The organism is Burkholderia diffusa (genome assembly GCF_001718315.1).
Lineage (GTDB): Bacteria > Pseudomonadota > Gammaproteobacteria > Burkholderiales > Burkholderiaceae > Burkholderia > Burkholderia diffusa_B.
The window spans coordinates 1,939,760-1,963,652 of sequence record NZ_CP013362.1; the positions used below are offsets into that span (position 1 = coordinate 1,939,760).

General features: G+C 67.1%; 24 protein-coding genes and 1 pseudogene. 7 read left to right on the top strand and 18 right to left on the bottom strand.

Annotation, left to right across the window (positions count from 1 at the left end; genetic code table 11):
- Positions 1–42: 42 nt before the first annotated feature.
- Positions 43–1,065 (bottom strand): asparaginase, encoded by a 1,023-nt coding sequence (locus WI26_RS08935; RefSeq protein WP_069225773.1) that lies wholly within the window; start codon positions 1,063–1,065, stop codon positions 43–45.
- Positions 1,066–1,335: 270 nt separating this feature from the next.
- Between WI26_RS08935 and WI26_RS08940 the strand changes: the two genes are divergently transcribed.
- The 3 genes from WI26_RS08940 to WI26_RS08950 all read left to right on the top strand — a co-directional run bounded on the left by WI26_RS08940 (position 1,336) and on the right by WI26_RS08950 (position 3,231).
- Positions 1,336–1,626: a PsiF family protein gene (locus WI26_RS08940; RefSeq protein ID WP_044843641.1), complete on the top strand. Its 291-nt coding sequence runs from the start codon at positions 1,336–1,338 to the stop codon at positions 1,624–1,626.
- Positions 1,627–1,945: 319 nt separating this feature from the next.
- A complete protein-coding gene (locus WI26_RS08945) occupies positions 1,946–2,407 on the top strand; it encodes a hypothetical protein (RefSeq protein ID WP_059464355.1) in 462 nt (153 codons plus the stop codon).
- A 236-nt stretch (positions 2,408–2,643) separates the two neighbouring features.
- A complete protein-coding gene (locus WI26_RS08950) occupies positions 2,644–3,231 on the top strand; it encodes a YSC84-related protein (protein ID WP_069225774.1) in 588 nt (195 codons plus the stop codon).
- A gap of 97 nt (positions 3,232–3,328) precedes the next feature.
- Here the strand turns inward: WI26_RS08950 and WI26_RS08955 are convergent, their stop codons facing one another.
- The 9 genes from WI26_RS08955 to mltG form a co-directional block, all read right to left on the bottom strand.
- Positions 3,329–4,393, bottom strand: coding sequence for a glycosyltransferase family 4 protein (locus WI26_RS08955; protein ID WP_059464354.1), 1,065 nt, complete (start codon positions 4,391–4,393; stop codon positions 3,329–3,331).
- Between the two features lie 285 nt (positions 4,394–4,678).
- Positions 4,679–5,854 carry an AAA family ATPase gene (locus WI26_RS08960; protein WP_069225775.1) on the bottom strand — a complete coding sequence of 392 codons (1,176 nt, stop codon included), beginning with the start codon at positions 5,852–5,854 and terminating at the stop codon, positions 4,679–4,681.
- A gap of 33 nt (positions 5,855–5,887) precedes the next feature.
- Positions 5,888–7,060 (bottom strand): mechanosensitive ion channel family protein, encoded by a 1,173-nt coding sequence (locus WI26_RS08965; protein ID WP_059464352.1) that lies wholly within the window; start codon positions 7,058–7,060, stop codon positions 5,888–5,890.
- 96 nt (positions 7,061–7,156) lie between these two features.
- The gene (locus WI26_RS08970) at positions 7,157–7,513 is read right to left on the bottom strand and encodes a Rap1a/Tai family immunity protein (protein ID WP_011885036.1); all 357 of its coding nucleotides are present in this window, start codon (positions 7,511–7,513) and stop codon (positions 7,157–7,159) included.
- A 119-nt stretch (positions 7,514–7,632) separates the two neighbouring features.
- Entirely contained in the window at positions 7,633–8,343 is a 711-nt protein-coding gene (locus tag WI26_RS08975; RefSeq protein WP_069225776.1) for an ankyrin repeat domain-containing protein, read from the bottom strand.
- Between the two features lie 43 nt (positions 8,344–8,386).
- Positions 8,387–9,166 (bottom strand): TatD family hydrolase, encoded by a 780-nt coding sequence (locus WI26_RS08980; protein ID WP_059538079.1) that lies wholly within the window; start codon positions 9,164–9,166, stop codon positions 8,387–8,389.
- Between the two features lie 79 nt (positions 9,167–9,245).
- Positions 9,246–10,274 (bottom strand): DNA polymerase III subunit delta', encoded by a 1,029-nt coding sequence (locus WI26_RS08985; protein WP_059538077.1) that lies wholly within the window; start codon positions 10,272–10,274, stop codon positions 9,246–9,248.
- Positions 10,275–10,292: 18 nt separating this feature from the next.
- Positions 10,293–10,913, bottom strand: a complete 621-nt coding sequence (gene tmk, locus WI26_RS08990; protein WP_059449930.1) for a dTMP kinase — start codon at positions 10,911–10,913, stop codon at positions 10,293–10,295.
- On the bottom strand, positions 10,913–11,932 hold the full coding sequence (mltG, locus tag WI26_RS08995) for an endolytic transglycosylase MltG (RefSeq protein ID WP_069225777.1): 1,020 nt from the start codon (positions 11,930–11,932) through the stop codon (positions 10,913–10,915). The genes tmk and mltG overlap by 1 nt, the downstream gene beginning before the upstream one ends.
- 77 nt (positions 11,933–12,009) lie before the next feature.
- Between mltG and WI26_RS09000 the strand changes: the two genes are divergently transcribed.
- Both WI26_RS09000 and WI26_RS09005 read left to right on the top strand, forming a co-directional pair.
- A complete protein-coding gene (locus WI26_RS09000; protein WP_059538073.1) occupies positions 12,010–13,044 on the top strand; it encodes a YgfZ/GcvT domain-containing protein in 1,035 nt (344 codons plus the stop codon).
- Positions 13,045–13,120: 76 nt separating this feature from the next.
- Positions 13,121–13,966, top strand: a complete 846-nt coding sequence (locus WI26_RS09005) for an NRDE family protein (protein ID WP_060189960.1) — start codon at positions 13,121–13,123, stop codon at positions 13,964–13,966.
- 16 nt (positions 13,967–13,982) lie between these two features.
- Here the strand turns inward: WI26_RS09005 and WI26_RS09010 are convergent, their stop codons facing one another.
- From WI26_RS09010 to WI26_RS09030, 5 genes are all read right to left on the bottom strand, one after another.
- Positions 13,983–14,423: a GNAT family N-acetyltransferase gene (locus WI26_RS09010; protein ID WP_059464345.1), complete on the bottom strand. Its 441-nt coding sequence runs from the start codon at positions 14,421–14,423 to the stop codon at positions 13,983–13,985.
- Between the two features lie 34 nt (positions 14,424–14,457).
- Entirely contained in the window at positions 14,458–15,417 is a 960-nt protein-coding gene (locus WI26_RS09015) for an alpha/beta hydrolase (RefSeq protein WP_060189958.1), read from the bottom strand.
- A gap of 61 nt (positions 15,418–15,478) precedes the next feature.
- A complete protein-coding gene (locus tag WI26_RS09020) occupies positions 15,479–16,477 on the bottom strand; it encodes an NADP-dependent oxidoreductase (RefSeq protein ID WP_069225778.1) in 999 nt (332 codons plus the stop codon).
- Between the two features lie 108 nt (positions 16,478–16,585).
- Entirely contained in the window at positions 16,586–17,065 is a 480-nt protein-coding gene (locus WI26_RS09025; protein WP_006753420.1) for a PaaI family thioesterase, read from the bottom strand.
- Positions 17,062–17,376, bottom strand: a complete 315-nt coding sequence (locus WI26_RS09030; RefSeq protein WP_059464341.1) for a Dabb family protein — start codon at positions 17,374–17,376, stop codon at positions 17,062–17,064. Before WI26_RS09030 ends, WI26_RS09025 begins: the two co-directional genes overlap by 4 nt.
- A 101-nt stretch (positions 17,377–17,477) precedes the next feature.
- Between WI26_RS09030 and WI26_RS32950 the strand changes: the two genes are divergently transcribed.
- On the top strand, positions 17,478–17,957 hold the full coding sequence (locus WI26_RS32950) for an Arm DNA-binding domain-containing protein (protein WP_069225779.1): 480 nt from the start codon (positions 17,478–17,480) through the stop codon (positions 17,955–17,957).
- Between the two features lie 32 nt (positions 17,958–17,989).
- Here WI26_RS32950 and WI26_RS32955 read toward each other — a convergent pair.
- Positions 17,990–18,226 (bottom strand): annotated as a pseudogene (locus tag WI26_RS32955) (beta-ketoacyl-ACP synthase II); the annotation flags it as partial.
- Positions 18,227–18,284: 58 nt separating this feature from the next.
- The gene (locus WI26_RS09040) at positions 18,285–19,421 is read right to left on the bottom strand and encodes a sensor histidine kinase (RefSeq protein WP_069226389.1); all 1,137 of its coding nucleotides are present in this window, start codon (positions 19,419–19,421) and stop codon (positions 18,285–18,287) included.
- Between the two features lie 745 nt (positions 19,422–20,166).
- On the opposite strand from WI26_RS09040, the gene WI26_RS09045 reads away from it, so the two are divergent.
- Complete coding sequence (locus tag WI26_RS09045; RefSeq protein ID WP_069226390.1) at positions 20,167–22,308, top strand: hypothetical protein; 2,142 nt, start codon at positions 20,167–20,169, stop codon at positions 22,306–22,308.
- 143 nt (positions 22,309–22,451) lie between these two features.
- On the opposite strand, the gene WI26_RS09050 is transcribed toward WI26_RS09045, so the two are convergent.
- Positions 22,452–23,852, bottom strand: coding sequence for a GGDEF domain-containing protein (locus tag WI26_RS09050; RefSeq protein ID WP_059595165.1), 1,401 nt, complete (start codon positions 23,850–23,852; stop codon positions 22,452–22,454).
- Between the last annotated feature and the right edge of the window lie 41 nt (positions 23,853–23,893).

Genomic DNA, 23,893 nt, shown 5'->3' on the forward strand with positions numbered 1-23,893 from the left:
CCTGCCTTTTTTCATGCGCGCCGCCCGATCGACGGCGTGCGCTCACAGCGTATCGAATGCGCGTTGCAGCGCGCCGCGCCCTTGCACGCCGTTCGCGAGCGCGAGCATCAGCAGCACGCGTGCCTTGAACGGACTCAGCGACCCGGCGCTCACGAAACCGAGCGCGTCATCGTTCGCGGCGCCGTTGCGCATCACGTGCCCCGAGCCGACGCGCGACGCACGCACCACGGCAACACCCGCTTTCACCGCATCGGCGAGCGCCGCCTGCAGCGTCGCATGGATCGACCCGTTGCCGGTGCCCGCCACCACGAGGCCGCGCACGCCGGCCGCGACGAGCGCGTCGACGGCTGTGCGCGTCACGCCCGCATAGCTCGCGACGACTTCGACCGGCGGCCACGCGGCGGCAATCGCCAGGTGCGCATCGCGCGAGCGCGTCACGCGGCGCGCGAACTCGACGCGGCCGTCCTGCACCCAGCCGAGCGCACCCAGCTCCGGCGACTGGAATGCGTCGACCGCGTAGGTGCTCGTCTTCACGACGTCGCGCGCGCCGTGGATCCGGTTGTTGAACGCGACGAGTACGCCCTGCCCGCGCGCAGCCGGGTGAGCGGCAACCGTCACCGCGTTCAGCAGGTTCAGTGGACCGTCGGACGACAGCGCGGTGGCCGGCCGCATCGCGGCCGTCAGCACGACCGGCTTGTCGCCGGTCACGACCAGATGCAGCGCGTATGCGGTTTCCTCTAGCGTGTCGGTGCCGTGGGTGATCACGATGCCGTCGATCGCCGGATCGGCCATCAGCGCGTCGACGCGCGAGGCGAGCGTATTCCAGAGCGGCAGCGCGAGATCCTTGCTGTCGATGTTGGCGACCTGCTCGGCATCGATGCGTGCGACCGACGCGAGCGCCGGCACCGCGTCGAGCAGGAAATTGACGCCAAGCGCGCCGGCCTGATAGCCGGCCGTGCTGGCGGCGTCCGGCGCGGCGCCGGCGATCGTGCCGCCGGTGGCGAGTACGGCGATGCGCGGCAGTGCCGGCGCGGACGAGGGAGTTGCGGAGTTCGGAGTATTCATGGCCGCGATTGTAATGGCTCGCGGCCAGCATCCGGTAGGTCGCGCGCGCGACCGGCGCCGAATGCGTCGCCTCATGGTTTGTCCCGATCGCCGGCGCACGCATGCCGTCAACGGCCACGCCGCCCGCCGCGTTATAGGAATGCCGTTTTGGTGTTTTCACATTGATTTGCCATAATCGGAGCGCGCGGTGCGATGTGACCCTGTTCCCGTTGCACCGGGCTTCGTGACGGCGTCGATATAAAACGCAATTCACCCCATGGGAGTGTCGAAATGAAGATCCAATCGCTCGTAGCCGCAGTGCTTCTCGGCGGCATGCTGGCTTCCCCCGCTTTCGCGGCGAACAGCCAGCAGGACAAGATGAAGGCCTGCAACACCCAGGCAGCCGGCAAGACGGGCGACGAACGCAAGGCGTTCATGAAGGACTGCCTGTCGGCCAAGCCTGCAAAGAAGATGTCGCAGCAGGAAAAGATGAAGGCCTGCAACACCCAGGCCGCCGACAAGAAGGGCGACGACCGCAAGGCGTTCATGAAGAGTTGCCTGAGCAGCCAGCCGGCCGCCTGAGTTCCGGCGCTCCCGCGCGAATGCCGCGCACCGCTTCGGCGGGCGCGGCATTTTTATTTTCGTTGCGCGCGCATCGACGCGCGCGATGACGCCGGATGCATCGCCGCGCTGCCCGGCCAACGGCGCCGTTGCCGTTGCGAGATGCGCCACCGCCCTCCCGCCCCCGCTTCCCCCGTGCGCCGTACGAATGCCGCCACACGGTGCGGCAATTCGCCGCGATTTCTTCTATGATGGCTGCAACGCGGCCCATCCAAGTACAAGAAGCGCCATCGGGCCGCCCTCGAGACGGACGCGCACACCGCGTCAAACGGAGGCATGGATGGCATGGAGACAACACCGCTGGTTCCGCCGCTGGCTGATCGTGATCGTGTTCTGGGCCGTGCCCGTCGCGATCGTCGCCGTGCGCGAGATCCGCGAGGAAATGGCGTACAACAAGGCCGACCTGCAGCTCGCGCTGACCACCTGGCAGCTCACCGATGCGCAGCAGGCAGCAGGCGCCGCCGCGAAGTGCCACGGCGATCCTGATGCGGCGCGCGCGGCCGGCTGCCCGGCCGACGTGCTGGCCGCCAACGCGGCGCGCCAGCAGGCGGCCCGGGACGAATACGTGGTGCGCCGCAATACGCTCGCCGGTTATCTGTGGCATGCATTCGTCGGCTACTGGGTCGTGCCGGCCGCGTTCCTGTTCGCGTGCGGGGTCGTGATCGCGCTGATTCGCCGCGCGCTGCGGCGCCCCCCGATCAAGCCGCCCGCGCCGCCGGCACCGCCCGTCACGCCGCACTGACGCGCGGCGACCGCCCCGCTTTCCCGCTTCCCTTTCCTGCCGTCCGCCGGCCGGCCGCGCGACGTATCGCCGTACGCGCGCCGGTCCGTCCGTTGGCGCGCCGCGACACCCCAAAACGATTTGACGCTTTTTCACGCGCGAACGAAAAGGGGTTGTAATCCGCTGTGATATAACTGCCGACGTGATCCGCTCCGTGAGCGAGACTCACTCCGAACGTCATCCGATGGAGAAGAACGATGCAAAAACGGAACCTCGTGCTGAAAGCCGCCGCTGCGCTCATCGTCGGCAGCCTTGCGCTCACCGGTTGCACCACCACCCCCGACAAGCCCGACAATGCCGCGACCAACGCGTCGAAGCGTCAGGCGATCGATTCGAGCGTCGACGCAACGCTGTCGCGCATGTATTCCACGGTCAAGGGTTCGCGCGAACTCGTCGCGAAGTCACGCGGCGTGCTCGTGTTCCCGGACGTGATCCAGGCAGGCTTCATCGTCGGCGGTCAGACGGGCAACGGCGCGCTGCGCGTCGGCGGCAGCACGGTCGGCTACTACAACACGTCGTCGCTGTCGGTCGGCCTGCAGGCCGGCGCGCAGTCGAAGGCCGTCGTGTTCCTGTTCATGACGCAGGAAGCGCTCGACGAATTCCGCGGCTCGGACGGCTGGGCAGCCGGCGCCGGTGCATCGGTCGCGCTCGTGAAGATGGGCGCGAACGGCGCGGTCGACACGACCACGGCCACCGCGCCGGTCCAGGTCATCGTGCTGACCAACGCCGGCCTGATGGGCGACGTGTCGATCAACGGCACGAAGGTCACGAAGCTGAAGATCTGACGCCGAGGCGTCCTCGCTCGTGCGCACCGCGCGAGCGACGTGCAAACGGCGATGTCCTTGCGGGCATCGCCGTTTTTTTATCCGCGCGCGTTGCGCGTCAGGTCGTCGAATCGATCACCTTGAAGCGCGAGCGCTTCTGCGCGCGGATCAGCGACTGGTACACGTCGACGTACTGCTGCGCCATCCGCCGCGACGTGAAGCGCTCCTCGAAGCGCTGCCGCACCCGTGCGCGCGGCAGCAGGTGCAGCCGGTTCACGGCGGCCACCGCGCTGATCTCGTCCTCGACGATGAAGCCCGACACACCCTCGTCCAGCACCTCCGGCACCGCGCCGCGATTGAACGCGATCACCGGCGTGCCGCATGACATCGCCTCGATCATCACCAGCCCGAACGGCTCCGGCCAGTCGATCGGAAACAGCAGCGCATGCGCGCCCGACAGGAATTCGGCCTTCTGGTGGTCGGCGATCTCGCCGATGTATTCGACGTGCGGCAGGGCGAACAGCGGCTTGATCTCGCGTTCGAAGTATTCCTGGTCCGCCGCGTCGATCTTCGCTGCGATCCGGATCGGCAGCCCGCACTGGCGTGCAATGCGGATCGCCGTGTCGACCCGCTTCTCCGGCGAGATGCGACCGAGGAACGCGAGATAGCGCGGCTCGACGGACTGCGGCAGGTACAACGCATCGGGCAGCCCGTGGTACACGGTCGTCAGCCATTTCGCCTGCGGCAGCGGCTGGCGCTGCGAATTCGAGATCGAGATCACCGGCGCGGTGTTGAACGTGTCGAACACCGGTTGCTGCTCGGGCAGATCGAGACGGCCGTGCAATGTCGTCACGAATGGCGTGTCCTGCCGGTTGAAAACCGAAAAGGAGTAGTAATCCATGTGGAAATGGAGCACGTCGAAATCCTTCGCGCGGCGCGCGACCGTCTCCATCAGCAGCATGTGCGGAGCGACGCGATCGCGGATCGACGAGTCGAGCCGCAACGCGCGCGGCCACACCGGTTCGAGCCTGGCCCGGGTCGTCGAATCGCCGCTGGCGAACAGCGTCACGTCATGGCCGAGGTCGACGAGCGCCTCGGTGATGTAGGACACGACGCGCTCCGTGCCGCCGTACAGCTTCGGCGGCACGGATTCGGTCAGCGGGGCGATCTGGGCAATTCTCATGGTCCACGTCTCCTGTGTCCTCGGTCGACCGGCACGGCGGCTGGCGCACACCGCGCATGCGTGCGGCATGCGGCCGGCATCGCGCCGGCCGAATATCTCATTATTATTCGCGATCCCGATGCCCGGAGGCACCGGGCTTTCATTTTATGGGCGTTGTTACAGACAGGATACATTCGCCCGCGGGCCGCCCGTACCGCTTCGGGGCGGCCGCACCGGCGCGGCGGGTGTCCGACGTCGGGAATCCTACGGTCCACCGCTGGCGGGCCGCGCGCACCGTCCCGCCCGTCAGCGCGACGGCCATTTCCACGGCGGCAGGTCGCGCGTATCCGCGTCGACGAGCACGGTCGCGCCGAGTTGCTTGTCGAGCACCAGCGACTCGCAGCCGGCCTCGCGTTCGAGCGTCGCGATGAGCCGCGCCGCATGCGACACGACCAGCACCTGCGAACGTTGCGCGGCCTGCGCGATCAGGCGGCCGAGCGCCGGCAGCAGATCGGGGTGCAGGCTCGTTTCGGGTTCGTTCAGCACCATCAGCGCAGGCGGCCGCGGCGTCAGCAGCGCGGCCGCGAGCAGCAGGTAGCGCAGCGTGCCGTCCGACAGCTCGGCGGCCGACAACGGCCTCAGCAGCCCCGGCTGGCGCATCAGCACGTCGAAGCGGCCGCGGCCGCCCGGATTGTCGATATCGATCGATGCGCCGGGAAACGCGTCGTCGATCGCCGCATCGAGTGCGGCGGCATCTCCAATTTCGCGAATCGTCTGTAGCGCGGCGGCCAGATCGGCACCGTCGTCCGCGAGCACCGGCGTGTGAGTGCCGATGTGCGACTGCCGGGCCGGCGCCTGCGCATCGGTGCGGAAATGGTCGTAGAAACGCCACGACCGGATCCGCTCGCGTACCGCGATCATCTCCGGCGCGCCGACCGGATCGGCGAACTCGGTCATCATGCTGTCGAAGCTTGCGACCGGCTGCGGCACCGTGCGCCACTCACCCGACCCGGTGCGCGCGCGAATCTGCGCGCCCTGCCGGTCGACCAGCAGCGTCGACGGACGCAGCAGCGCGCCGCCCCAGATGCATTCGCGCTTCACGACGGGATCGAGCGCGAACTGCGAACGGCTCGGCACCGGCAGGCCGAGATCGATCGCATAACCGAAATCGTCGCCCGCGAAGCCAAGCTTGAGGCTCACGGGCCCGTTGCGCACCGTGCCGGTCACCGGGACATCGCCATTCAACATCGCGCGCGAAAAGCGCTCGGGCCCGGCCCACAGCGTCGACGGCAGCCCGCCTTCGCGTGCGAGCGACGGAATCACGCGCCCCTGCGCGGTGTCGGCGAGCAGCCGCAACGCGCGGTACACGCTCGACTTGCCGCTGCCGTTCGGCCCCGTGACGACGGTGAGCGCCGCGAGCGGCACGATCAGCTCGCGCAGCGAGCGGTAGTTGGCAATGGCGAGCGTGTTCAGCGCGGTCATGGAAGGGAAATGGCGGCGGGTACCGGCACGCGCTCAGCGGCCTTCGGTGGCCTTCGGATCGGCCGCGGTGTTGGCCGCCGTGCTGGCGGCTGGCGGCCGCGCATGCGGCCGTTCGGGACTCGGCTCGCCCAGCGCCGAATCGTGCGGATACAGTTCCATCCGGCTACGCGGCAGGCATTGCGGAAAGCGCGTCTGCAGATAGGCGATCAAGCCCTCGCGCACGCGGCAGCGCAGATCCCAGCACGCCGACGAGTCGGCCGCGCTGACGAGCGCGCGCAACTGCATCGTGCGCTCGGTCGCGTCGGTCACCTGCAGCACCTGCACGCGGCCGTCCCACTCGGGCGCCGCATGGACGAGCCGCGCGAGCTCCTCGCGCAGCGGCGCGAGCGGCGTGCGGTAATCGACGGACAGGTACACCGTGCCGATGATCTCCGAGCTGCTGCGCGTCCAGTTCGTGAACGGATTTTCGATGATCCACTGCAGCGGAACGACAAGCCGGCGCTGGTCCCACAGCCGCACCGACACGAACGAGCCGGTGATTTCCTCGATGCGGCCCCACTCGCCCTGGATCACGACGACGTCGTCGAGCCGGATCGGCTGGGTGAGCGCGATCTGCAGCCCGGCGATCAGGTTGCCGAGCACCGGCCGCGCGGCGATGCCGGCAACCAGCCCCGCGACGCCGGCCGATGCCAGCAGGCTCGCGCCGACCTGGCGCACGTTCGGGAACGTCATCAGCGCGGCGCCGGTGCCGATGATCACGATCAGCACCATGATGGTTCGCACGAGCACCTTGGCCTGCGTGTGCACGCGCCGTGCGTGGAGATTGTCGGCCGCGTCCATCGGATGGGCCTGGATGATCGCGTCGCCGACGCCGGCCGCGAGCCGCACCAGCAGCCAGGTCAGCGACACGATGGAGCCGACCGCGGCGGCGGTGCGCATCCCGCGCACGAACGACATGCCTTCGTCCGCCTGGATCCACAGGAACTCGAGCGCGAGCAGCGCGAGCGTGACGAGCGACGGTTTGTCGATGTAGCGCAGGATCACGCTCATCAGCGGATACGGCTGCGCGATGCGCTTGACAATGCGTGCGCCGACACGGTGCACGATCGCGACGACAAGCACGACGATGACCGACACGCCCAGCGTGCCGAGCCACGCATGCAACGGCGCATCGGCGATGCGCTGCAATTCCTCGATTGAAATCATCGGCGCCCGGGATGCTTCGGTTATGAGGCGCGGCGGCCTCGTCCTGGATGCGTCGGCGACGTCCGGGCAATGCGCGCGCCCGGACCCGGCGTCAGATCAGTTGCCCCCCCTGCAGGGGAACGCCTTGCCGAGACCGAGCGACACCGCGGTGCTCGCGTTGTAGTCGGCCAGCTTCGGGTTCTCCGCGATGTACTTGCGCACCGCGTCGGTCATCTGCTGCGCCCGGATGTCGGGCGGCAGGCAGAAATACTGCCCGACGCGCGGCCCCGTGGTGCCGCCGATCGCATCGATCGTGTTGTAGACGCCGTCGGCGGCGCCTTCGATGTAGGCCGCGCACGACGCCCGCGACTTGACGTCCGTCTTCGCGCACAGCCGGTCGAGATCCGCGCCCGTGAAAGCCGCCGCCGACAACGGCACGGCGAACGCCGCGGCACAAAACATAGCCCGCAACATGGTGTTCCTTATGTCAATGCGGCGCGAGGCCGCCCAATGCGCTGACCGGCGCGGCGGCCGCCCGCCCGCTGCCGGCCGGGTTGCGGCCGGCCGGGCGCTGCGCCACCGCGCCGAAACCGTCATTTTGCACTCTTTTGGGCATCTGCCGGCGCCGACGCGCCGATGCGCACCGTCCGCTTGCTCAGGATGTCGATCGCGTCCGGCGCCTTGTAGTGCTTCGCGAACTCGAGCGCGGTGATACCGAGCTGGTTCTTCACCTGCGGATCGGCACCCTGGTCGAGCAGCAGGTTGACCGTCGACGCGTGGTTGCCGCGCGCGGCCATCATCAGCGGCGTCGTGCCGTTCGGCGATGCGGTGTCGATATACGCGTCGTGGTCGAGCAGGATCTTGACGACCTCGTCCTGGCCGTTGGTCGCCGCGTAGTGCAGCGGCGCCCAGCCCTTCTTGCTGACTTCCGCGCCCTTGTCGATCAGCAGCTTGACGAGCCCGACGTCGCCGTTCAGCGACGCGAGCATCAGTGCGTTCTCGCCGGCCTTGTCTTCCTTCTCGAGATCGACGTTCGGCGTCGTCGCGATCGCGGCGGCCACCTTGTCGGACTTCTCGCGCGCGGCGATCACCAGGATCGGGTCGCCGTTCGGCGCGAGCGTGTTCGGATCGAGCTTGCCGCTCTTGAGCTGCTTGCCGATGTCGGCGATGTCGTCGAACTTGACCGCCTTGACGATCGCGTCGAGCGACTCGGCATGCGCGCCGGCGGCGGCCAGCAGGCCGCTCGCGACGAGCGCGGCGGCGACGAGTGCGCGCTTGGGCAGGTATGTGGTCGGCTTCGTCATTGTTGTGGGCTCCTTCCCTGGGTTGTCGGCTGGCCGCGCGTCGTTAGCGGGCGATCTTGAACAGCCGGAAAAAGTTCTGTGTCGTCGCATCGGCGAGCGCCTCGACGGCGATCCCGCGCTCGGATGCGATAAAGCGTCCGACATGGCTGACGTACGCAGGTTCATTCGGCTTGCCGCGATACGGCACCGGCGCGAGGTACGGCGAGTCGGTTTCGATCAGCAGCCGGTCGAGCGGCACGCGCCGCGCGACGTCCTGCACGTCGGTCGCGTTCTTGAACGTGACGATCCCCGACAGCGAGATATGGAAGTTCTGCGCGAGCGCCTGCTCGGCGACGGGCCACGGCTCGGTGAAGCAGTGCATCACGCCGCCCGGCACGTCCGCGCGCTCCTCGGCCATGATCCGCAGCGTGTCCTCCGACGACGAGCGCGTATGGATGATCAGCGGCTTCATCGTCGCGGTCGCCGCGCGGATGTGCGTGCGAAAGCGCTCGCGCTGCCATTCCATGTCGGCGATCGAGCGCCCTTCGAGGCGGTAGTAGTCGAGGCCCGTCTCGCCGATCGCGACGACCTTCGGGTGTGCGGCGAGCTCGATCAGCTCCGCGAGCGTCGGCTCCCGTGCGTCCTCGTGATCGGGGTGCACGCCAACCGACGCATACACGTTGTCGTGCGCCTGCGCGATCGCGAGCACGTCCGGCAGCGTCTCGAAGTCGACCGACACGCACAGCGCGTGCGTGACGTCGTGCTCGCGCATGTTCTCCAGCACGGCCGGCAGGCGGTCGGCGAGACCCTTGAAATTGATGTGGCAGTGAGAATCGACGAACATCGTGTTTCCTGAATACGGTGGGCGGGCGCTCATGCGCTCGCCGGCAATCGTTTCCTTACTCGAAGGAAGCAATACTCGTTCACGCGAACATTTCCCGATAACCGAGAAACAGTTCCTCGAATACGAGCCGGGCATTGAGCGGATGGTTCTCGACCGTCCGCTGGCGCGTCACGGCCTTCATGAAGCGTGCGAGTGCATTCGCATCGACCGCGTCCGCACACCGCGCGAGCGCGGCCGCCTGCATCGGGAAATAGCGCGGCGCGCCCGCCATCCGCTGCGCGAGCAGATCGTACAGCCAGCGCTGAAGCCAGCCGAGCACCAGCGGCACCGGCAGCTTCTGCAGCGTCTCGCCGCACGCGAACGGATCGCACGCGGCGCCGGCGGCGAGCTGGCCGAGCGTGAAATCGCGCAGCGGGCGGTTCTCGTCGCTCGCGAGCGCCAGCGCGGCGAGCGGCGCGCCGCCGGCTTCGGCGAGCAGCGCGCGCGCATCATCGACACCCTGCGCCGCGAGCCACGCCGCGGCGGCGTCGGGCGCCGGCACGGTCATCGGCCACTGCCGGCAGCGGCTGATGATGGTCGGCAGCAGCCGGTCGATACGCGCCGACACCAGCAGGAACACGACGCCGGACGGCGGCTCCTCCAGCGTCTTCAGCAGCGCGTTCGACGCGGCGACGTTCAGCGCCTCGGCCGGGTACAGCACGACGACGCGCGCGCCGCCGCGGTGCGAACCGACTCCGCAGAAGTCGAGCAACGCACGCACCTGCTCGATCTTGATTTCCTTGCTCGGCGTGCGCGTTTTCTTGCCGCCTTCGTCCGCGTCGGCCGGCTTCGCATCGTCGGCAGCGCCCGGTGCCTCGCCCGCGAGCGCCTCGGGCAGCACGATCCGGTAGTCCGGATGGTTGCCCTGCGCGAACCACGTGCAGGCCGCGCAGGTACCGCACGGCTCGCCGTTCGGCTGTGGCGCCTCGCACAGGAAGCCCTGCGCGAGATGCTGCGCGAACTGCAGCTTGCCGATCCCGGCCTGGCCGTGCAGCAGCAGCGCATGCGGCCACTGCGCGCGCAGTTGCTGCAGGCGAGTCCAGTCGTCGGTCTGCCACGGATAGATCATGTGGTGCGTTCCTTCGTGTTACAGCGTGGCGAGCACGCGTTCGAGCTGCTCGCGGATCTCGGGAATCGTCTGCGTCGCGTCGATGATCGCGAAGCGGTGCGGCGCCTCTTGCGCACGCCGCAGGTATTCGCCGCGGGTGCGCGAGAAGAATGCGTCCGACTCGCTTTCGAACTTGTCGGGCATGCGCGCGGCGCCGCGGCGCTCGCTCGCCACCTGCGGCGCGACGTCGAACAGGACCGTCAGGTCAGGCTGGAAACCGCCCTGCACCCAGCGCTCGAGCGTCTCGAGCTTGTCGCGCGGCAGCCCGCGGCCGCCGCCCTGGTACGCGAACGTGGCATCGGTGAAGCGATCTGACACGACCCAGTCGCCGCGCGCGAGCGCGGGCTCGATCACGAGCGCGAGGTGCTCGCGGCGCGCGGCGAACATCAGCAGCGCCTCGGTCTCGAGGTCCATCGGCTGGTTCAGCAGGATCTCGCGCAGCTTCTCGCCCAGTTGCGTGCCGCCCGGCTCGCGGGTGACGACGACCTGCCGACCGCTCGCGGCCAGCCTGGCCTGCAGGCGTTCGCAGAACCATTGCAGGTGGGTGGTCTTCCCCGCTCCGTCGATACCTTCGAACGTGATGAATTTACCGCTCGCCATTATTGACCTCGTATGTACTTGTCCACGGCCTTGTTGTGGTCGCCGAGCGTGTCCGAGAACACGCTCGTGCCGTCGCCCTTCGCGACGAAATAGAGCGCGCTCGTCTGGGCCGGATTGATTGCCGCCTGCAGCGCGGCGACGCCCGGCAGCGCGATCGGCGTCGGGGGCAGCCCGCGGCGCGTGTAGGTATTGTAAGGAGTGTCGGCCTGCAGGTCGCGCTTGCGCAAACGGCCGTCGTATGCGTCTCCCATGCCGTAGATTACGGACGGATCGGTCTGCAGCGGCATCCCGATGCGCAGCCGGTTCGCGAACACGGCGGCGACGAACGCGCGATCGGCCGCATGGCCCGTTTCCTTTTCGACGATCGACGCAATCGTCAGCGCTTCGTAAGGCGTCTTGTACGGCAGCCCCGGCACGCGCGCGGACCATGCTTCGTCGAGACGCGTCTGCATCAGATGGTACGCACGACGGTAGATGTTCAGATCGCTCGTACCCTTGTCGAACAGGTAAGTGTCGGGAAAGAACAGCCCTTCGCCGCTGCCGCGCTGAATCGCACTTTCCGGCGCACCGATCGCGCGCAACAGTTCGGCGTCGCTCATGCCGGCCGTCGCGTGCGCGAGATCGGGATTGCCGTCGAGTTCCGCGCGCATCCGCTTGAAGGTCCAGCCTTCGATCACAGTCGCGACGTACTCGTTCACGTCGCCCCGCGCGATCTTCTGCAGCACGTCGTACGGCGTGATGCCGGTCTTGAATTCGTAGTTGCCGGACTTGAGCCGGCTCGACAGCCCGAGCACGCGCGTCATCGCGACGAAGCCGAGCGGCTCGACCGGCACGCCGCCGCGCTTGAGCTGCAGCGCGACACTCTTCACGCTGCTGCGCGGCTTGATCGTGACGTCGAGCGACGCGGCGCCCAGCAACAGCGGCCGGGTCGCCCAGTAATACCCGCCGCCCGCGCCGGCAGCGGCCACAACGACGGCCAGCGCCACGACAGTCGCGGCGCATTTCTTCAGTAGGGACATGGAAACGAGACTCAGGTAAGACCCATATAATACTTGCTCGCCTTCGTCAAAGTCAGGGTTGACTGTTCCCTCATTCCATGAGCACACCGTTCGCTTCACCGGCTGCCCAGCCAGCATCCGTCTCGCTCCCCGTTTTCCCCCGCCCGCCCGCCGCCGATTTCGACGCGCCGGGCGCCTGCATGCCGCTTGCGCAGTTCGGCGTGATCGACGTGGCCGGCGACGACGCCGCGACGTTCCTGCACAGCCAGCTCACCAACGACATCGAGCATCTCGATGCCGCGAGCGCACGCCTGTCCGGCTATTGTTCGCCGAAGGGCCGCCTGCTCGCGTCGTTCCTCGCGTGGCGCGCCGGTCACGACGTGCGCCTGCTTGTCTCGAAGGATGTCCAGGCCGCCGTGCAGAAACGGCTGTCGATGTTCGTGCTGCGCGCGAAGGCGAAACTGACGGACGCGAGCGACGCGCTCGCGGTGGTCGGCTTCGCGGGCGACGTGCGCGACGCGCTGTCGGGCATCTTCGATGCACTGCCGGACGGCGTGCACGTGAAGGTCGACGGCCCGGCCGGGGCGCTGATCCGCGTGCCGGATGCGGCCGGCCGCAAGCGCTACCTGTGGATCGGGCCGCGCGCGGAAGTCGATGCGCGTCTCGCCACGCTCGCCGGCACGCTGCCGGTCGTATCGCCGGCCGTATGGGACTGGCTCGACGTGCGCGCGGGCGAGCCGCGCATCACGCAGCCGGCCGTCGAACAGTTCGTGCCGCAGATGGTCAACTTCGACGTGATCGGCGCCGTTAACTTCCGCAAGGGGTGCTACCCGGGCCAGGAAATCGTCGCGCGCAGCCAGTACCGCGGCACGATCAAGCGTCGCACCGCGCTCGCGCACGTCGCCGGCGAGACCGACACCGTGCATGCCGGCGTCGAGCTGTTCCACAGCGACGACCCGGGCCAGCCGTGCGGGATGATCGTCAACGCGGCGGCCGCGCCCGCGGGCGGCGTCGATGCGCTCGTCGAGATCAAGCTGGCCGCCCTCGACAACGGCACGGTGCACCTCGGTTCGGCCGACGGCCCGGCGCTCGCATTCGACGCGCTGCCGTACGCGTGGCCGACGGACGCGTAACGCACTGACAACCCGTTCGCACGCCGGCTCGCACATCGCGGCCGGCGCACGATGTTTCCTGCGAGAGATTCGCCCGATGTGTCTGATTGCCTTCGACTGGCAGCCTGATGCCGCCGCCGGTCCCGTCTTTACCCTGACCGCCAACCGCGACGAATTCTTTCGCCGTACGAGTGCACCGCTTTCATGGTGGGAGGATGTGCCCGGCGTGCTCGCCGGCCGCGATCTCGAAGCGGGCGGCACCTGGCTCGGCGTGTCGCGCGACGGGCGCTTCGCGGCGCTGACGAATTACCGCGCGCCGTTCGACATTCGCGCGGGCGCGCCGACCCGCGGCAAGCTCGTGTCCGATTTCCTCCGCAGCTCGTCCGTCGCGCCGCTCGACTACCTCGGCGAGCTGGCCGAGCACGCGGCCGTGTACAACGGCTTCAACCTGCTGGTCGGCGACTGGAAGCGGCGCGAGCTCGCGTGGTTCTGCAATCGCGCGGCCGACGGCGAAACCGGCGTCGCCGCGCCGGTCGCGGTCAGCGCCGGCGTGCATGCGCTGTCGAACGCGCGGCTCGATACGCCCTGGCCGAAAGTCGTGCGCAAGCGCGCGGAGCTCGGCACGCTGCTGACCGACAACCCCACCCCGTCGCTCGACGAGCTGATCGAGCTGATGCGCGATCCGCATGTCGCGGACGACGACGCGCTGCCGCACACCGGCATTCCGATCGAGCGCGAGCGGGCGCTGTCGGCCGCGTTCATCGAGACGCCCGAATACGGCACGCGCGGCACGACCGCGCTGCGCGTGACGATGAAGGAAGGCGTGCGGCTGACGGTCGACATCAAGGAACGCTGCGACGATGACGGCTCGCACCGCACCGTGCGGCCGGGCAGTTTCGAGCGCGCGTTCACGTTCGACATCGACGCGACTCAGCCGCGCTGAGCCCGCGGTGCGCGCCTTATGGCGCGCGCGCCATCTCGACGTGCGGCACGCCGACTTCGACGAACGGTTCGCCGATCGCCGCGAAGCCGTGCCGCATGTAGAACGACACCGCGGCATCCTGTGCGTAGAGCCGCACGATCGGCTCGCCGCGATGCCGCGCCGCGTCCAGAAGCGCATGCAGCACCGCCGATCCCGCGCCCTGCCCGCGCGCGTCGGCCAGCACCGCGACGCGGCCGATCGTGCCGGAGCGCAGCAGCCGTCCCGTCGCGACCGCGCGGCGCGCGCCGGTCGCCGCATCGACGCGGTACACAACCGCGTGCAGCGACAGCGGATCCTCGTCGTCGAGTTCCCATTCCGGCGGAATCCGCTGCTCGCGCACGAATACCGCATCGCGAATCCGTGCGGCATCGCCGCCCAGCACGGCCCAGTCACCCGTTTCCACCCAGCCGTCGGTCATCGCTTCCTCCGCGCGGCGCCGGGCGCCGCCGCCGTCAAACGTCGTCGAATGCGGCCTTGAGCGCCGCCACCGCATCGGCATGCGCGGCCCGCACCTCCGGCACGTAGCCACCCATCTTGAAGAACTCGTGGATCATCCCCGGATAGCAGACCAGCGTAACCGCATTGCCGGCCGCGCGCAGCTTGTCCGCGTACGCGGCGCCCTCATCGCTCAGCGGATCGTATTCGGCCGTCGCGATCCAGGCCGGGGCCACACCGGCGAACGACGGCGCGCCGCGCGTGCCGTCGAGCGGCGCGAAGCGCCAGTCGTCCCGGTCGGATGCATCGCGCACGTACTGCGTGAAGAACCATTGGATCGTGTCCTGCGTCAGCAGGTAGCCGTTCGCGAGCCGTGCGTGCGATTCGGTGTCCTGGTGGCCCGTCACGCCCGGATAGATCAGCAACTGCAGTGCAAGGTCGATGCCCGCGTCGCGCGCGAGCACCGCGCAGACGGTCGCGAGCGTGCCGCCCGCGCTGTCGCCGCCGACCGCGAGCCGTGCCGCATCGATGCCGAACCCGGCGGCCTCGCGATGCAGCCAGCGCAACGCGTCGTCGGCGTCGTTCACCGCGATCGGGAACCGGTGTTCGGGTGCGAGCCGGTAGTCGACCGACAGCACCGCGCACTGGGCGTCGCGCGCGAACATGCGGCACAGCGCGTCGTGCGTGTCGACGCTGCCGACCGTGAAGCCGCCGCCGTGGTAATAGACGAGCGCCGGCAGCGGTTCGGCGAGGCTCGGCGCAATCGGCAGATAGAGCCGCGCGCCGATCGTGCGGCCATCGCGCGTCGGCACGACGCAGGTCTCGACCGAATGCATCGGCGCGGGCGCGACGTCGAGGATGGGTGCGCTCTTCTCGTACGCGGCGCGCGCCTGCTGCGGCGTCTGATGGTGATAGGACGGGCGTTTCGCGCGCTCGACCATGTCGAGTATCTGGGCGATCTTCGGATTCAGCGGCATCGGTAAGGACGGCGCGTGCGGCGCCGTGAACGGACAAGCGTCACATGATGCCACGCGCGGATCAGACGAGCTGCACGAGCTGCTTGCCGAAATTGCGGCCTTTCAGGAGCCCGAGGAACGCTTCCGGCGCACGCTCGAGTCCGTATGCGATCGTCTCCCGGTAATGCAGCTGCTTCGTCGCAACGAGTTCGCCGAGCTCGGCCAGCGCGGGCGGCCATGCGTCGGGGTACTCGAACACGATGAAGCCCTGCACCGTCAGCCGCGCGCGCAGGACCAGGCCCGGATTCGCGAGCGGCACGGGCACGCCGTCGTAGCCAGCGATCATCCCGCACACGGCGATCCGGCCGAACGCGTTCATCCGCGTCATCGTCGTGTCGAGCACGGCGCCGCCAACGTTCTCGAAGCAGCCGTCGACACCGTCCGGCGTCGCAGCGGCCAGATCGTCGGCCAGCCTGCCGGCCTTGTAATCGATGCACGCGTCGAAGCCGAGCGTGTCGACCACGTAGCGGCACTTGTCGGGGCCGCCCGCGATACCGACCGCGCGACATCCGGCGCGTTTCGCGAGTTGGCCGACGACGCTGCCGACCGCGCCGCTCGCCGCACTGACGACGACCGTTTCGCCGGCCTTCGGCGCGATGATCCGGTTCAGCCCGACCCACGCCGTCACGCCCGGCATGCCGGCCACGCCGAGCCAGGCGGACAGCGGCACCCGCGATGTGTCGACCTTGCGGAGCGCGCCGCCGTTCGACGTTCCGTACTCCTGCCAGCCGAACTGACCGACCACGTGCTCGCCGACAGCGAAATCCGGGTGACGCGACTCGATCACCTCGCCCGCCGTGCCGCCGATCATCACTTCGTTCAACGGCTGCGGCGCCGCGTACGATTTCGCATCGTTCATGCGTCCGCGCATGTACGGATCGAGCGACAGGAAATGATTGCGGACCCGCAGCTCGCCGTCCGTGAGCGGCACGAGCGGCGTTTCGACGAGCCGGAAATTGTCGACGCTCGCAGCGCCTTGCGGGCGTGACACGAGCAGGATCTGGCGGTTGATCGTGTTCATGGCTGTCTCCTTGGCTTCTTTCACATCGTGACGCCGTCCCGTTGGGAATTCGTGCCGCAAAACAAAACGGCCCTGCCTGTGACCAGGCAGGGCCGCGCGTCCCGGCGCTTACGCGTCGCTCGGGCCGGGCTGGGCATCCGGCGCCGTACGCGTGCGTTGCCGCTTGATGTCGCGCCCCACCGCGAGACGCCGCATGTACTTGAACGTGCCGAGCGCCTTCGCGACGAAGTTGCCGTCGCTGTCGCGCACTTCGCCTTCGCAGTACGCCATCGTCGTAGAACGATGCATCACGCGTCCGTATGCGCGCAACTCGCCGCGCCCGGGCTGCATGAAATTCACCTTCATCTCGACCGTGACGACGCCGACGCCGTCGTCGGTCAGGCTGCGGGCGGCCATCGCGAGCGCAATGTCCGACAGCGTCATCGTCACACCGCCGTGCGCGATGCTCCAGGTGTTCATGTGCCGCTCGTCGAGCGGCAGCACGATCTCGCTCGCCCCATCCTTCGCGGACACGAGCCGCACGCCGAGCAAGTCGACGAACGGGCTTTCGATCGACGGGCCATCCGTCGGGGATGCCGCGTCGCTCATCGTGCGCTGTCGGACAGGTAGTCGACGCACTGGCGCGATTCCGCCACTGCCACGACGAATTTCTTCACCTCCTGGTGAACCGGATGCACCTGGTACGCATCGAGCGCGGCCCGGTCCGTGAAATCGGACACGAGCACGACGTCCGACGTGGCTTCGAGGCCCGGCGTCGCGATGCCGACGTCGAGTTGCAGGATGCCCGGCACGATGTCGCGGCAGCCTTCGAGCTTTTCCTTCAGCTTCAGCGCGTTCTGCGCGCGCGTACCGCCTTCCGCCGATTCCTTCAGCTTCCACATGACGATATGTCTGATCACTTCGTTCGCTCCTGTTCGTGTTGGTTCGGCGATTGGCGCAAACGCCTTGCCGGTTGTGCGTTCAACACCCTTCCACCGTTCGCTTGGGTTCGCCGGAAATCATGTCCAGCCGAGAAAAAAAGGGGTGGAAAAGGGGGTATTCATTTCGACAATCCAAAGACGATACCCCCTTTTTCACCGCGCCACTCACCGACATCAAGATCCGACAAGCGCAGGCAGGCAACAAGCCTACCAAACTTACCGACGGCAATGGACTGTATCTGTTGGCGAAGCCGTCCGGCTCCAAGTTCCGGCACTACAAGTACCGAATTGCCGGGAAGGAGAATCTCTGCGCGATCGGCGAATATCCAAAGATCAGCCTCCAAGCCGCACGTGCAGCGCGTGACGATGCCCGCGAGCTCGAAGGAGGGATTGCAGAATCAAAGTCCACGAAACACCAGGCTGGCATTGACACCCCAAAACCAAAACCATTCGAGATCGCGTATTCCGTCGATATCTTGCGGGGCGATCCGCCGACGATGTCGATGCCTTCCGCCGCCGAATCCGGCTGCGCCAAATTGAGCGTAGGAGGCGCGAGCTGATCGCGCAGTGCGAGCGCGGTGAAAATGGCTTCTACGCCGCCGGCTGCCCCAAGCAAATGGCCTGTCGACGACTTGGTGGCTGATACGGCGGGACCTCGACCTGTACCGAATATCGCCTTGATGGCCGCGAGTTCGCTGATGTCGCCTACGGGTGTGGATGTCGCGTGTGCGTTCAAGTGCCCGATCATTCCGGGTTCAAGATTCGCTTGCCGGATAGCCAGCTCCATCGCGCGCCGCCCGCCCGCGCCGTCATCGGGCGGAGACGTCATGTGGTGTGCGTCGGCGCTCGTGCCATAACCAAGTACTTCCGCGATCGGAGACGCGGGCTCAGGAACGCTCACTTCCCTCACCTCTTGGCAGGTGCACCGCGAATACCGTTTCAGTCTGATCGGAGCGCGCGTCAATTCGGCCGTGGTGTGCTTTAGTAATCTCGCTGGCGATGTATAAGCCGAGCCCCAATCCAACATCCTCATCGGTTCTTTCCGATTGGTCGACTCCACGCTGAAGCGGGTCGAAGATACGGTCGAGCACGAGCGGATCGATGGCAGCCCCGCCATTCCCCACCTCGATATGCACCTCTGTGTCGTCCGACGTTACCGCCACCCGCACCGGCGTATCGGGCGCACCGTACTTGACGGCGTTGCTCACCAGATTACTCAGGAGTTGCTGCAGCCGCTGATCATCCCAGTCGCCCCGTAGGTCGCCCCTCGTGTCAACCTTGATCTCACGATTCGGATGAACGGCTCGCAATTCATCGACCACATTCGTGAGGACATGAGCGAGATCCGTATTGCGAGGAACAATGCTGATGCCTAACCCGAGCTGGGTCCGATTGAAATCGCAGAGATCGTCGAGGAGACCTTGCATGCGGCCACCACTCCTGATCAGCCGGGCCGCGGCCTCCGATATTTCCTCGCCCGCGTTGAGCGCCGAAAGATACGAGGCCGTTACCTGAATGGTCTGCAGCGGCGTGCGCATGTCGTGACCCAGCATACCCAGCAACAAGTCGCGAGCCTGCTCGACCTGCGCGGTAAAAAAAGCAACTGATTCTGCGAGCGCCTGGTCGATCGCCTCATTGAAGCGAATCATGTCATCCAAGTGCGGTGCGCTCGGCTGGCACTCGTCGATCCACAAGCGCAGCACGCTGGCACGCAGAGCCCGATACTCGGCCGCCAACTGATTGATGTTGAAGCCTCGTCGGGCGCGCAGAACGGCATGCGTCTGCGCCGCCGTCTCGTTGGCGTTCGCCGGTTCGCGAGCGCGCCCAAGCGATTTGTCGTGTTGCTCTTCCCTTGTTTGCGGGGTACGTAGGTCTTTGGCCACGGCCTCCAGGATCTGGCGCGCGTGGTCGCGTAGCCCTCGCGAGTCCATGCTTTTCGCAGCCGGTAGCAGCGTGGCAGCGAACGCTTCCCACTGCACCAGGATCGGTTCCATGTTCCAAACGATGAAATCAGCTAGACGCATGTCGCCCCCCCCAAACGGAATGAACGGTGGATGCTTTTGTCTCTTCGCGACGATATCACGTGAATACCGGCGATCGAAGGCGATCACATCGAAAACCGACCGCAGTTCCGTCGTCAGGTAACGCCACCTCATGACAGCCCCCATAGGTCGTCCCGAAGCGGCAACGACATCCGTTTGCAGCCGAATGACAGGAACGCGTATTGCTCGGCCGTATCGCCCGGCTTCATGCTCTCGACAACTCAACTCCGATCCGGCATCAATCCGCGGATCGCCGGATTGAAGTGCCATCGCCAACCATTCGATCGATCGTTATCCGGATTCGTTATCGATATTTTCACAATCGCAGCTTTTACCGATTCACCGAGTAATAATTGCAATTTAAAAAGCAATTGAATATTAAAAAATCCGCAAACAGCATTGACTTTTACTTTCATCGAAATTTAGAATCCCATACAACATATTTCGTCTGAGCCTTCAGCACCTGCGAACGGCGCCGTTCGCAGGTACGACAACGTTCTCAACTGACTGCGCCCGCATCACACCGGGCGGCGCGTCCTTTTGCCTTCACTTTTCGGCATTCATCGTTCAATCGATTAAAAGCCGTTCAATTCGCCCCGGGCATCACACCACGATTAATTCCGGGCATTTTCAGAATGCCCGCGACGCAGCACAAAGCGAATCAAGCCGTCCGCTCACCCAGGCATTCCGATAAAAAAGCACATGCATCAGGAGGGTCGTCATGAACATGCACCGCTTCACGAAATCGCTGTGTCTCGGATTCGTCTGCGCCGGCCTGCTTTCAGCCTGCAACGACAATGACGTGCAGTCGGGCGGTACGCCGTCGAACAGCGCCGCCCTGTCGTTCCGTATGGACACCGGCGGGCAGATCAACGCGTTCTACCGGCAGGACAAGGTAGCCGCGCACCTGCTGGTGCGCTCGTCGACGAAACCGCGTCTGCTCGTGGTGTTTCCGGCCGGCAACAGCGGAACCGGGCTGTGGTTCGACGACACCGCCCAGCCGGTGAACTGGAGCCTCGGCACGCCGCCGTCCGCGCTGTCGGCGCCCGATACGCACGGTCGCCCGCTGTACGGCATCGGCGCTGACGTGTCGGTCGACACCGACACGCTGACGATCCGCCAGGGCCTGCTGGGTAACGTGCGCTTCCTGCGCGACTTCAACGGCGGCGCGACGATTCCGCCGGAAATCGTCACCGCCCCGTCGATCCTGGGCAGCACCGCGCAATGGCAGCGCGACCGGATCGATGGCGCGCCCGGCCAGATGCTGCGCATCACGCTGCGCGATGGCGGCAGCGTCACGACAGCCGCGGGCGGCAAGCTCGTGCTGCGCGCGGCAGCCGGCGCGCGTACGCTGAAACTGCACGTCGACGCGCTGTCGGGCGAGACGCCGTTGTCGCCGATCCTGCGCGCGGACCTGCTTGCGCCGTCCGTGAATCCCGACCCGGTCAGCCAGAACGTACTCGAATTCCTGAGCTTCCACGACAAGCTGCTGGCTGGCTCGTGGCAATACGACACCTACTTCGGCCGCGACACGCTGATCTCCGTGCGCATGCTGATGCCGGTGCTCGAGCCGGCGGCGATCGAGGCCGGCCTGACGTCGGTGCTGAGTCGCCTGTCGAACGACGGCAAGGTCGCGCACGAGGAAGGCATCGGCGAATTCGCGCTCGTCGACAACGCAAAGCACGGCCGGCCGAACGATGCAACGCCGACCTACGATTACAAGATGATCGACAGCGACTACCTGCTCGCGCCGATCGCGGCGGCCTGGCTGATCGACGACCCGCGCGGTCAGGCGCGCGCGGCCGCGTATCTCGCGCAACGCGGCGGCGACGGTCAGACGAACGGCAGCCGGCTCGTCGTCAACCTGCTGCACGTCGCGGCGACCGCGCAGCCATTCGCGCAGCAGCCGTCGGTCGCGAACCTGATCCACCTGCGACCCGGCGAGATCGTCGGCAACTGGCGCGACAGCACCGACGGGCTCGGCGGCGGCGTCTATCCGTACGACGTGAATGCGGTGCTCGTGCCGGCCGCGCTGCGCGCGGCGAATGCGTTTCTCGCGCACGGCCTGCTTGATCCTTACCTGGACGCCGGGCAACGTGCGACGCTCGCGAACACGGCGGCCGAGGCGGCTACCTGGGAGCAGCAGGCGCCACCGCTGTTCCAGGTGAGCGTGCCGGCCGCGCAGGCGGCGACCGACGTGTCGGCCTATGCGCCGTCCGCCGGTGTGCCGGCCGGCACCGCGCCGAACGCGCCGCTGACGTTCTACGCGCTGTCGCTCGACCAGCAAGGCACGCCGATCCCCGTGATGAATTCCGACGGCGGCTTCGCGCTGTTGTTCGGCACACCGCCGGACGACCAGCTCCAGCGGATCGTCACCGACGTCACGCGGCCGTTCCCGACCGGGCTCGTCACCGATGCCGGGATGCTGATCGCGAACCCCGCGTATGCGAATCAGGCGCTGTGGCCCAAGTTCACCAGTTCCGCCTATCACGGCACGGTGATCTGGTCGTGGCAGCAGGCGATGTGGGTCGCCGGGCTCGACCGCCAGCTCGCGCGCCAGGATCTATCCGACACGACGCGCACACTGCTGACGCAGGCACGGCAGACGATCTGGCAGGTGATCTCGAACGGACGCGACATGCGCACATCCGAAATGTGGACTTGGTCGTATGTGAACGGCCAGTACCAGACCGATGCATTCGGCACGCGCAGCGCAGATGCGACCGAGGCCAACGCGGCGCAGCTGTGGAGCACGACGTATCTCGCGATTCGCGATCCGCAACTGCGCACGGGCAAGTACTGGTGGCAGGCGTCGCAGCGGATGCAGGACGCGCAGCCGGAGCGTGCGTCGGCCATCGCGTCGCGATAGCCGACGCCAGTGAAACGAAAGCCCCGCACGCTCATGCTCGTGCGGGGCCTCATTCTGGGCACATGCGAGACGGACATACCTCGCGTCGCGCCATAGCGTGGCGGCCCCGCGCGCCGCGTCATCGAATCCGCGGCCGCCGCTCGTCAGTGCGCGACCACGCGATTGCGCCCGTCGCGCTTCGCCTGGTACAGCCGCTCGTCGACCGCCCGCAGCAACGCATCGACCGTGCTCCCGTCGACACCGTACTGCGCGACGCCGACGCTGACCGTCACCTGCACGCGTTTGAAATCCAGCCCGAACGGCGAACTCGCGATCGACGAACGCACGCGCTCGGCCGTCATGCGCGCGCCTTCGAGCGGCATCTCGGGCAACAGCGCCATGAACTCCTCGCCGCCGACCCGCGCGAGCGCTCCGGCCGGACGAATCGCCTCGAGACACTGGCGCACGACGCCGCGCAGCACCTCGTCGCCGATCTGGTGCCCGTACGCGTCGTTGATGTTCTTGAAGTTGTCGAGATCCAGCGCGAGCAGACAAAACGGCGTGCCGTCGCGCTCCGCGCGCACGATCTCGCGCTCGACCTGCGCGATGAACTGGCGGCGGTTCGACGCGCCCGTCATCGGATCAGTCGCAGCCATGTATTCGAGCTTCTGGTTCGTGCGGCGCAACTCCTGCAGTGCACTCTCGGTGCGCGCCATCGATTCCGACAGCCGGCTCATCAGGTCTTCCTGGCTGTAGATCGCCGAGAACGAGCGCGTCGTCTGCAGCGCCTGCACGACACCGTAGCTGAGCAGGAAGAAACCGCCCGCGAAGATCGCATGCGCGAGCCACCACATGTGATTCCAGGGCTTGCCGAGGATGAACGCGAGCGACGACAGCGCGAACGCCATGATCGACACGCCGTAGATCACCATCAACGGCGAACGGATGCGCCGCGCGAGCAGCACGCCGACGTTGAGCAGCGAAAACACCAGCGCGCCGCCTTCCATCGACAGTCGCGTGCCCAGCGCGCCCGCGACCGGCGAATACGCGATGTAGGCGACCGCCGCGTTGACGGCCACGAACAACACGATCCACGGCAGCCACGTTCGCGCGCGCGTACGCTTCTCGACCCGATCGGGCGGCTGCGAGTACGACAGCAGGCCCGTCAGCAGCAGGATCGACATCACGAGGCGCGATGCGGGCCCGTACAGCAGGAACAGCCAGATGTTGTGATGCGCCATGCCGGTGAAGAGACCGTGCAGCGCATAGATCATCGCGAAACCCAGAAAGCCAAGTGTCAGCCAGCGCAGCAGTGGCTCGCCGGACGATCGGTAGCACACCCACGTCACGTAGGTGACGAATGCACCTTCGAGGGTCGCGGCCGCGATCGCGATTTCATGGAAAGCGTGGCTCTCGAACACGACGTGCGGGTCGCTGAAGATCCACAGATAGGCAATCAGATAGGCTGGCAGCAATGCGAAACCGACCAGCAGGCATTTCGCATAGAGCTTCGCGGCCGCGGTGACGACACGCGGCGGTTCCCCGGCTGCATAGGTCGTGCTCAATTCGGTCCCCGTTCGGTCTGCTGCGTGGTTCGAACGTTCAC

Excerpts from the sequence above, each read along its gene's own strand:
- mltG (WP_069225777.1), bottom strand. The coding sequence starts at position 11,932 with ATGTCCCTACTGAAGAAATGCGCCGCGACTGTCGTGGCGCTGGCCGTC.
- WI26_RS09025 (WP_006753420.1), bottom strand. The coding sequence starts at position 17,065 with ATGAGCGACGCGGCATCCCCGACGGATGGCCCGTCGATCGAAAGCCCG.
- WI26_RS09000 (WP_059538073.1), top strand. The coding sequence starts at position 12,010 with ATGAGCACACCGTTCGCTTCACCGGCTGCCCAGCCAGCATCCGTCTCG.
- WI26_RS09040 (WP_069226389.1), bottom strand. The coding sequence starts at position 19,421 with ATGCGTCTAGCTGATTTCATCGTTTGGAACATGGAACCGATCCTGGTG.
- WI26_RS09020 (WP_069225778.1), bottom strand. The coding sequence starts at position 16,477 with ATGAACACGATCAACCGCCAGATCCTGCTCGTGTCACGCCCGCAAGGC.
- WI26_RS08950 (WP_069225774.1), top strand. The coding sequence starts at position 2,644 with ATGCAAAAACGGAACCTCGTGCTGAAAGCCGCCGCTGCGCTCATCGTC.
- WI26_RS08935 (WP_069225773.1), bottom strand. The coding sequence starts at position 1,065 with ATGAATACTCCGAACTCCGCAACTCCCTCGTCCGCGCCGGCACTGCCG.
- WI26_RS08970 (WP_011885036.1), bottom strand. The coding sequence starts at position 7,513 with ATGTTGCGGGCTATGTTTTGTGCCGCGGCGTTCGCCGTGCCGTTGTCG.
- WI26_RS09015 (WP_060189958.1), bottom strand. The coding sequence starts at position 15,417 with ATGCCGCTGAATCCGAAGATCGCCCAGATACTCGACATGGTCGAGCGC.
- WI26_RS32950 (WP_069225779.1), top strand. The coding sequence starts at position 17,478 with ATGTCCAGCCGAGAAAAAAAGGGGTGGAAAAGGGGGTATTCATTTCGA.
- WI26_RS08980 (WP_059538079.1), bottom strand. The coding sequence starts at position 9,166 with ATGTTCGTCGATTCTCACTGCCACATCAATTTCAAGGGTCTCGCCGAC.
- WI26_RS08960 (WP_069225775.1), bottom strand. The coding sequence starts at position 5,854 with ATGACCGCGCTGAACACGCTCGCCATTGCCAACTACCGCTCGCTGCGC.
- WI26_RS08945 (WP_059464355.1), top strand. The coding sequence starts at position 1,946 with ATGGCATGGAGACAACACCGCTGGTTCCGCCGCTGGCTGATCGTGATC.
- WI26_RS08985 (WP_059538077.1), bottom strand. The coding sequence starts at position 10,274 with ATGATCTATCCGTGGCAGACCGACGACTGGACTCGCCTGCAGCAACTG.
- WI26_RS09045 (WP_069226390.1), top strand. The coding sequence starts at position 20,167 with ATGCACCGCTTCACGAAATCGCTGTGTCTCGGATTCGTCTGCGCCGGC.
- WI26_RS08965 (WP_059464352.1), bottom strand. The coding sequence starts at position 7,060 with ATGATTTCAATCGAGGAATTGCAGCGCATCGCCGATGCGCCGTTGCAT.
- WI26_RS09010 (WP_059464345.1), bottom strand. The coding sequence starts at position 14,423 with ATGACCGACGGCTGGGTGGAAACGGGTGACTGGGCCGTGCTGGGCGGC.
- tmk (WP_059449930.1), bottom strand. The coding sequence starts at position 10,913 with ATGGCGAGCGGTAAATTCATCACGTTCGAAGGTATCGACGGAGCGGGG.
- WI26_RS09005 (WP_060189960.1), top strand. The coding sequence starts at position 13,121 with ATGTGTCTGATTGCCTTCGACTGGCAGCCTGATGCCGCCGCCGGTCCC.
- WI26_RS08955 (WP_059464354.1), bottom strand. The coding sequence starts at position 4,393 with ATGAGAATTGCCCAGATCGCCCCGCTGACCGAATCCGTGCCGCCGAAG.
- WI26_RS08975 (WP_069225776.1), bottom strand. The coding sequence starts at position 8,343 with ATGACGAAGCCGACCACATACCTGCCCAAGCGCGCACTCGTCGCCGCC.
- WI26_RS08940 (WP_044843641.1), top strand. The coding sequence starts at position 1,336 with ATGAAGATCCAATCGCTCGTAGCCGCAGTGCTTCTCGGCGGCATGCTG.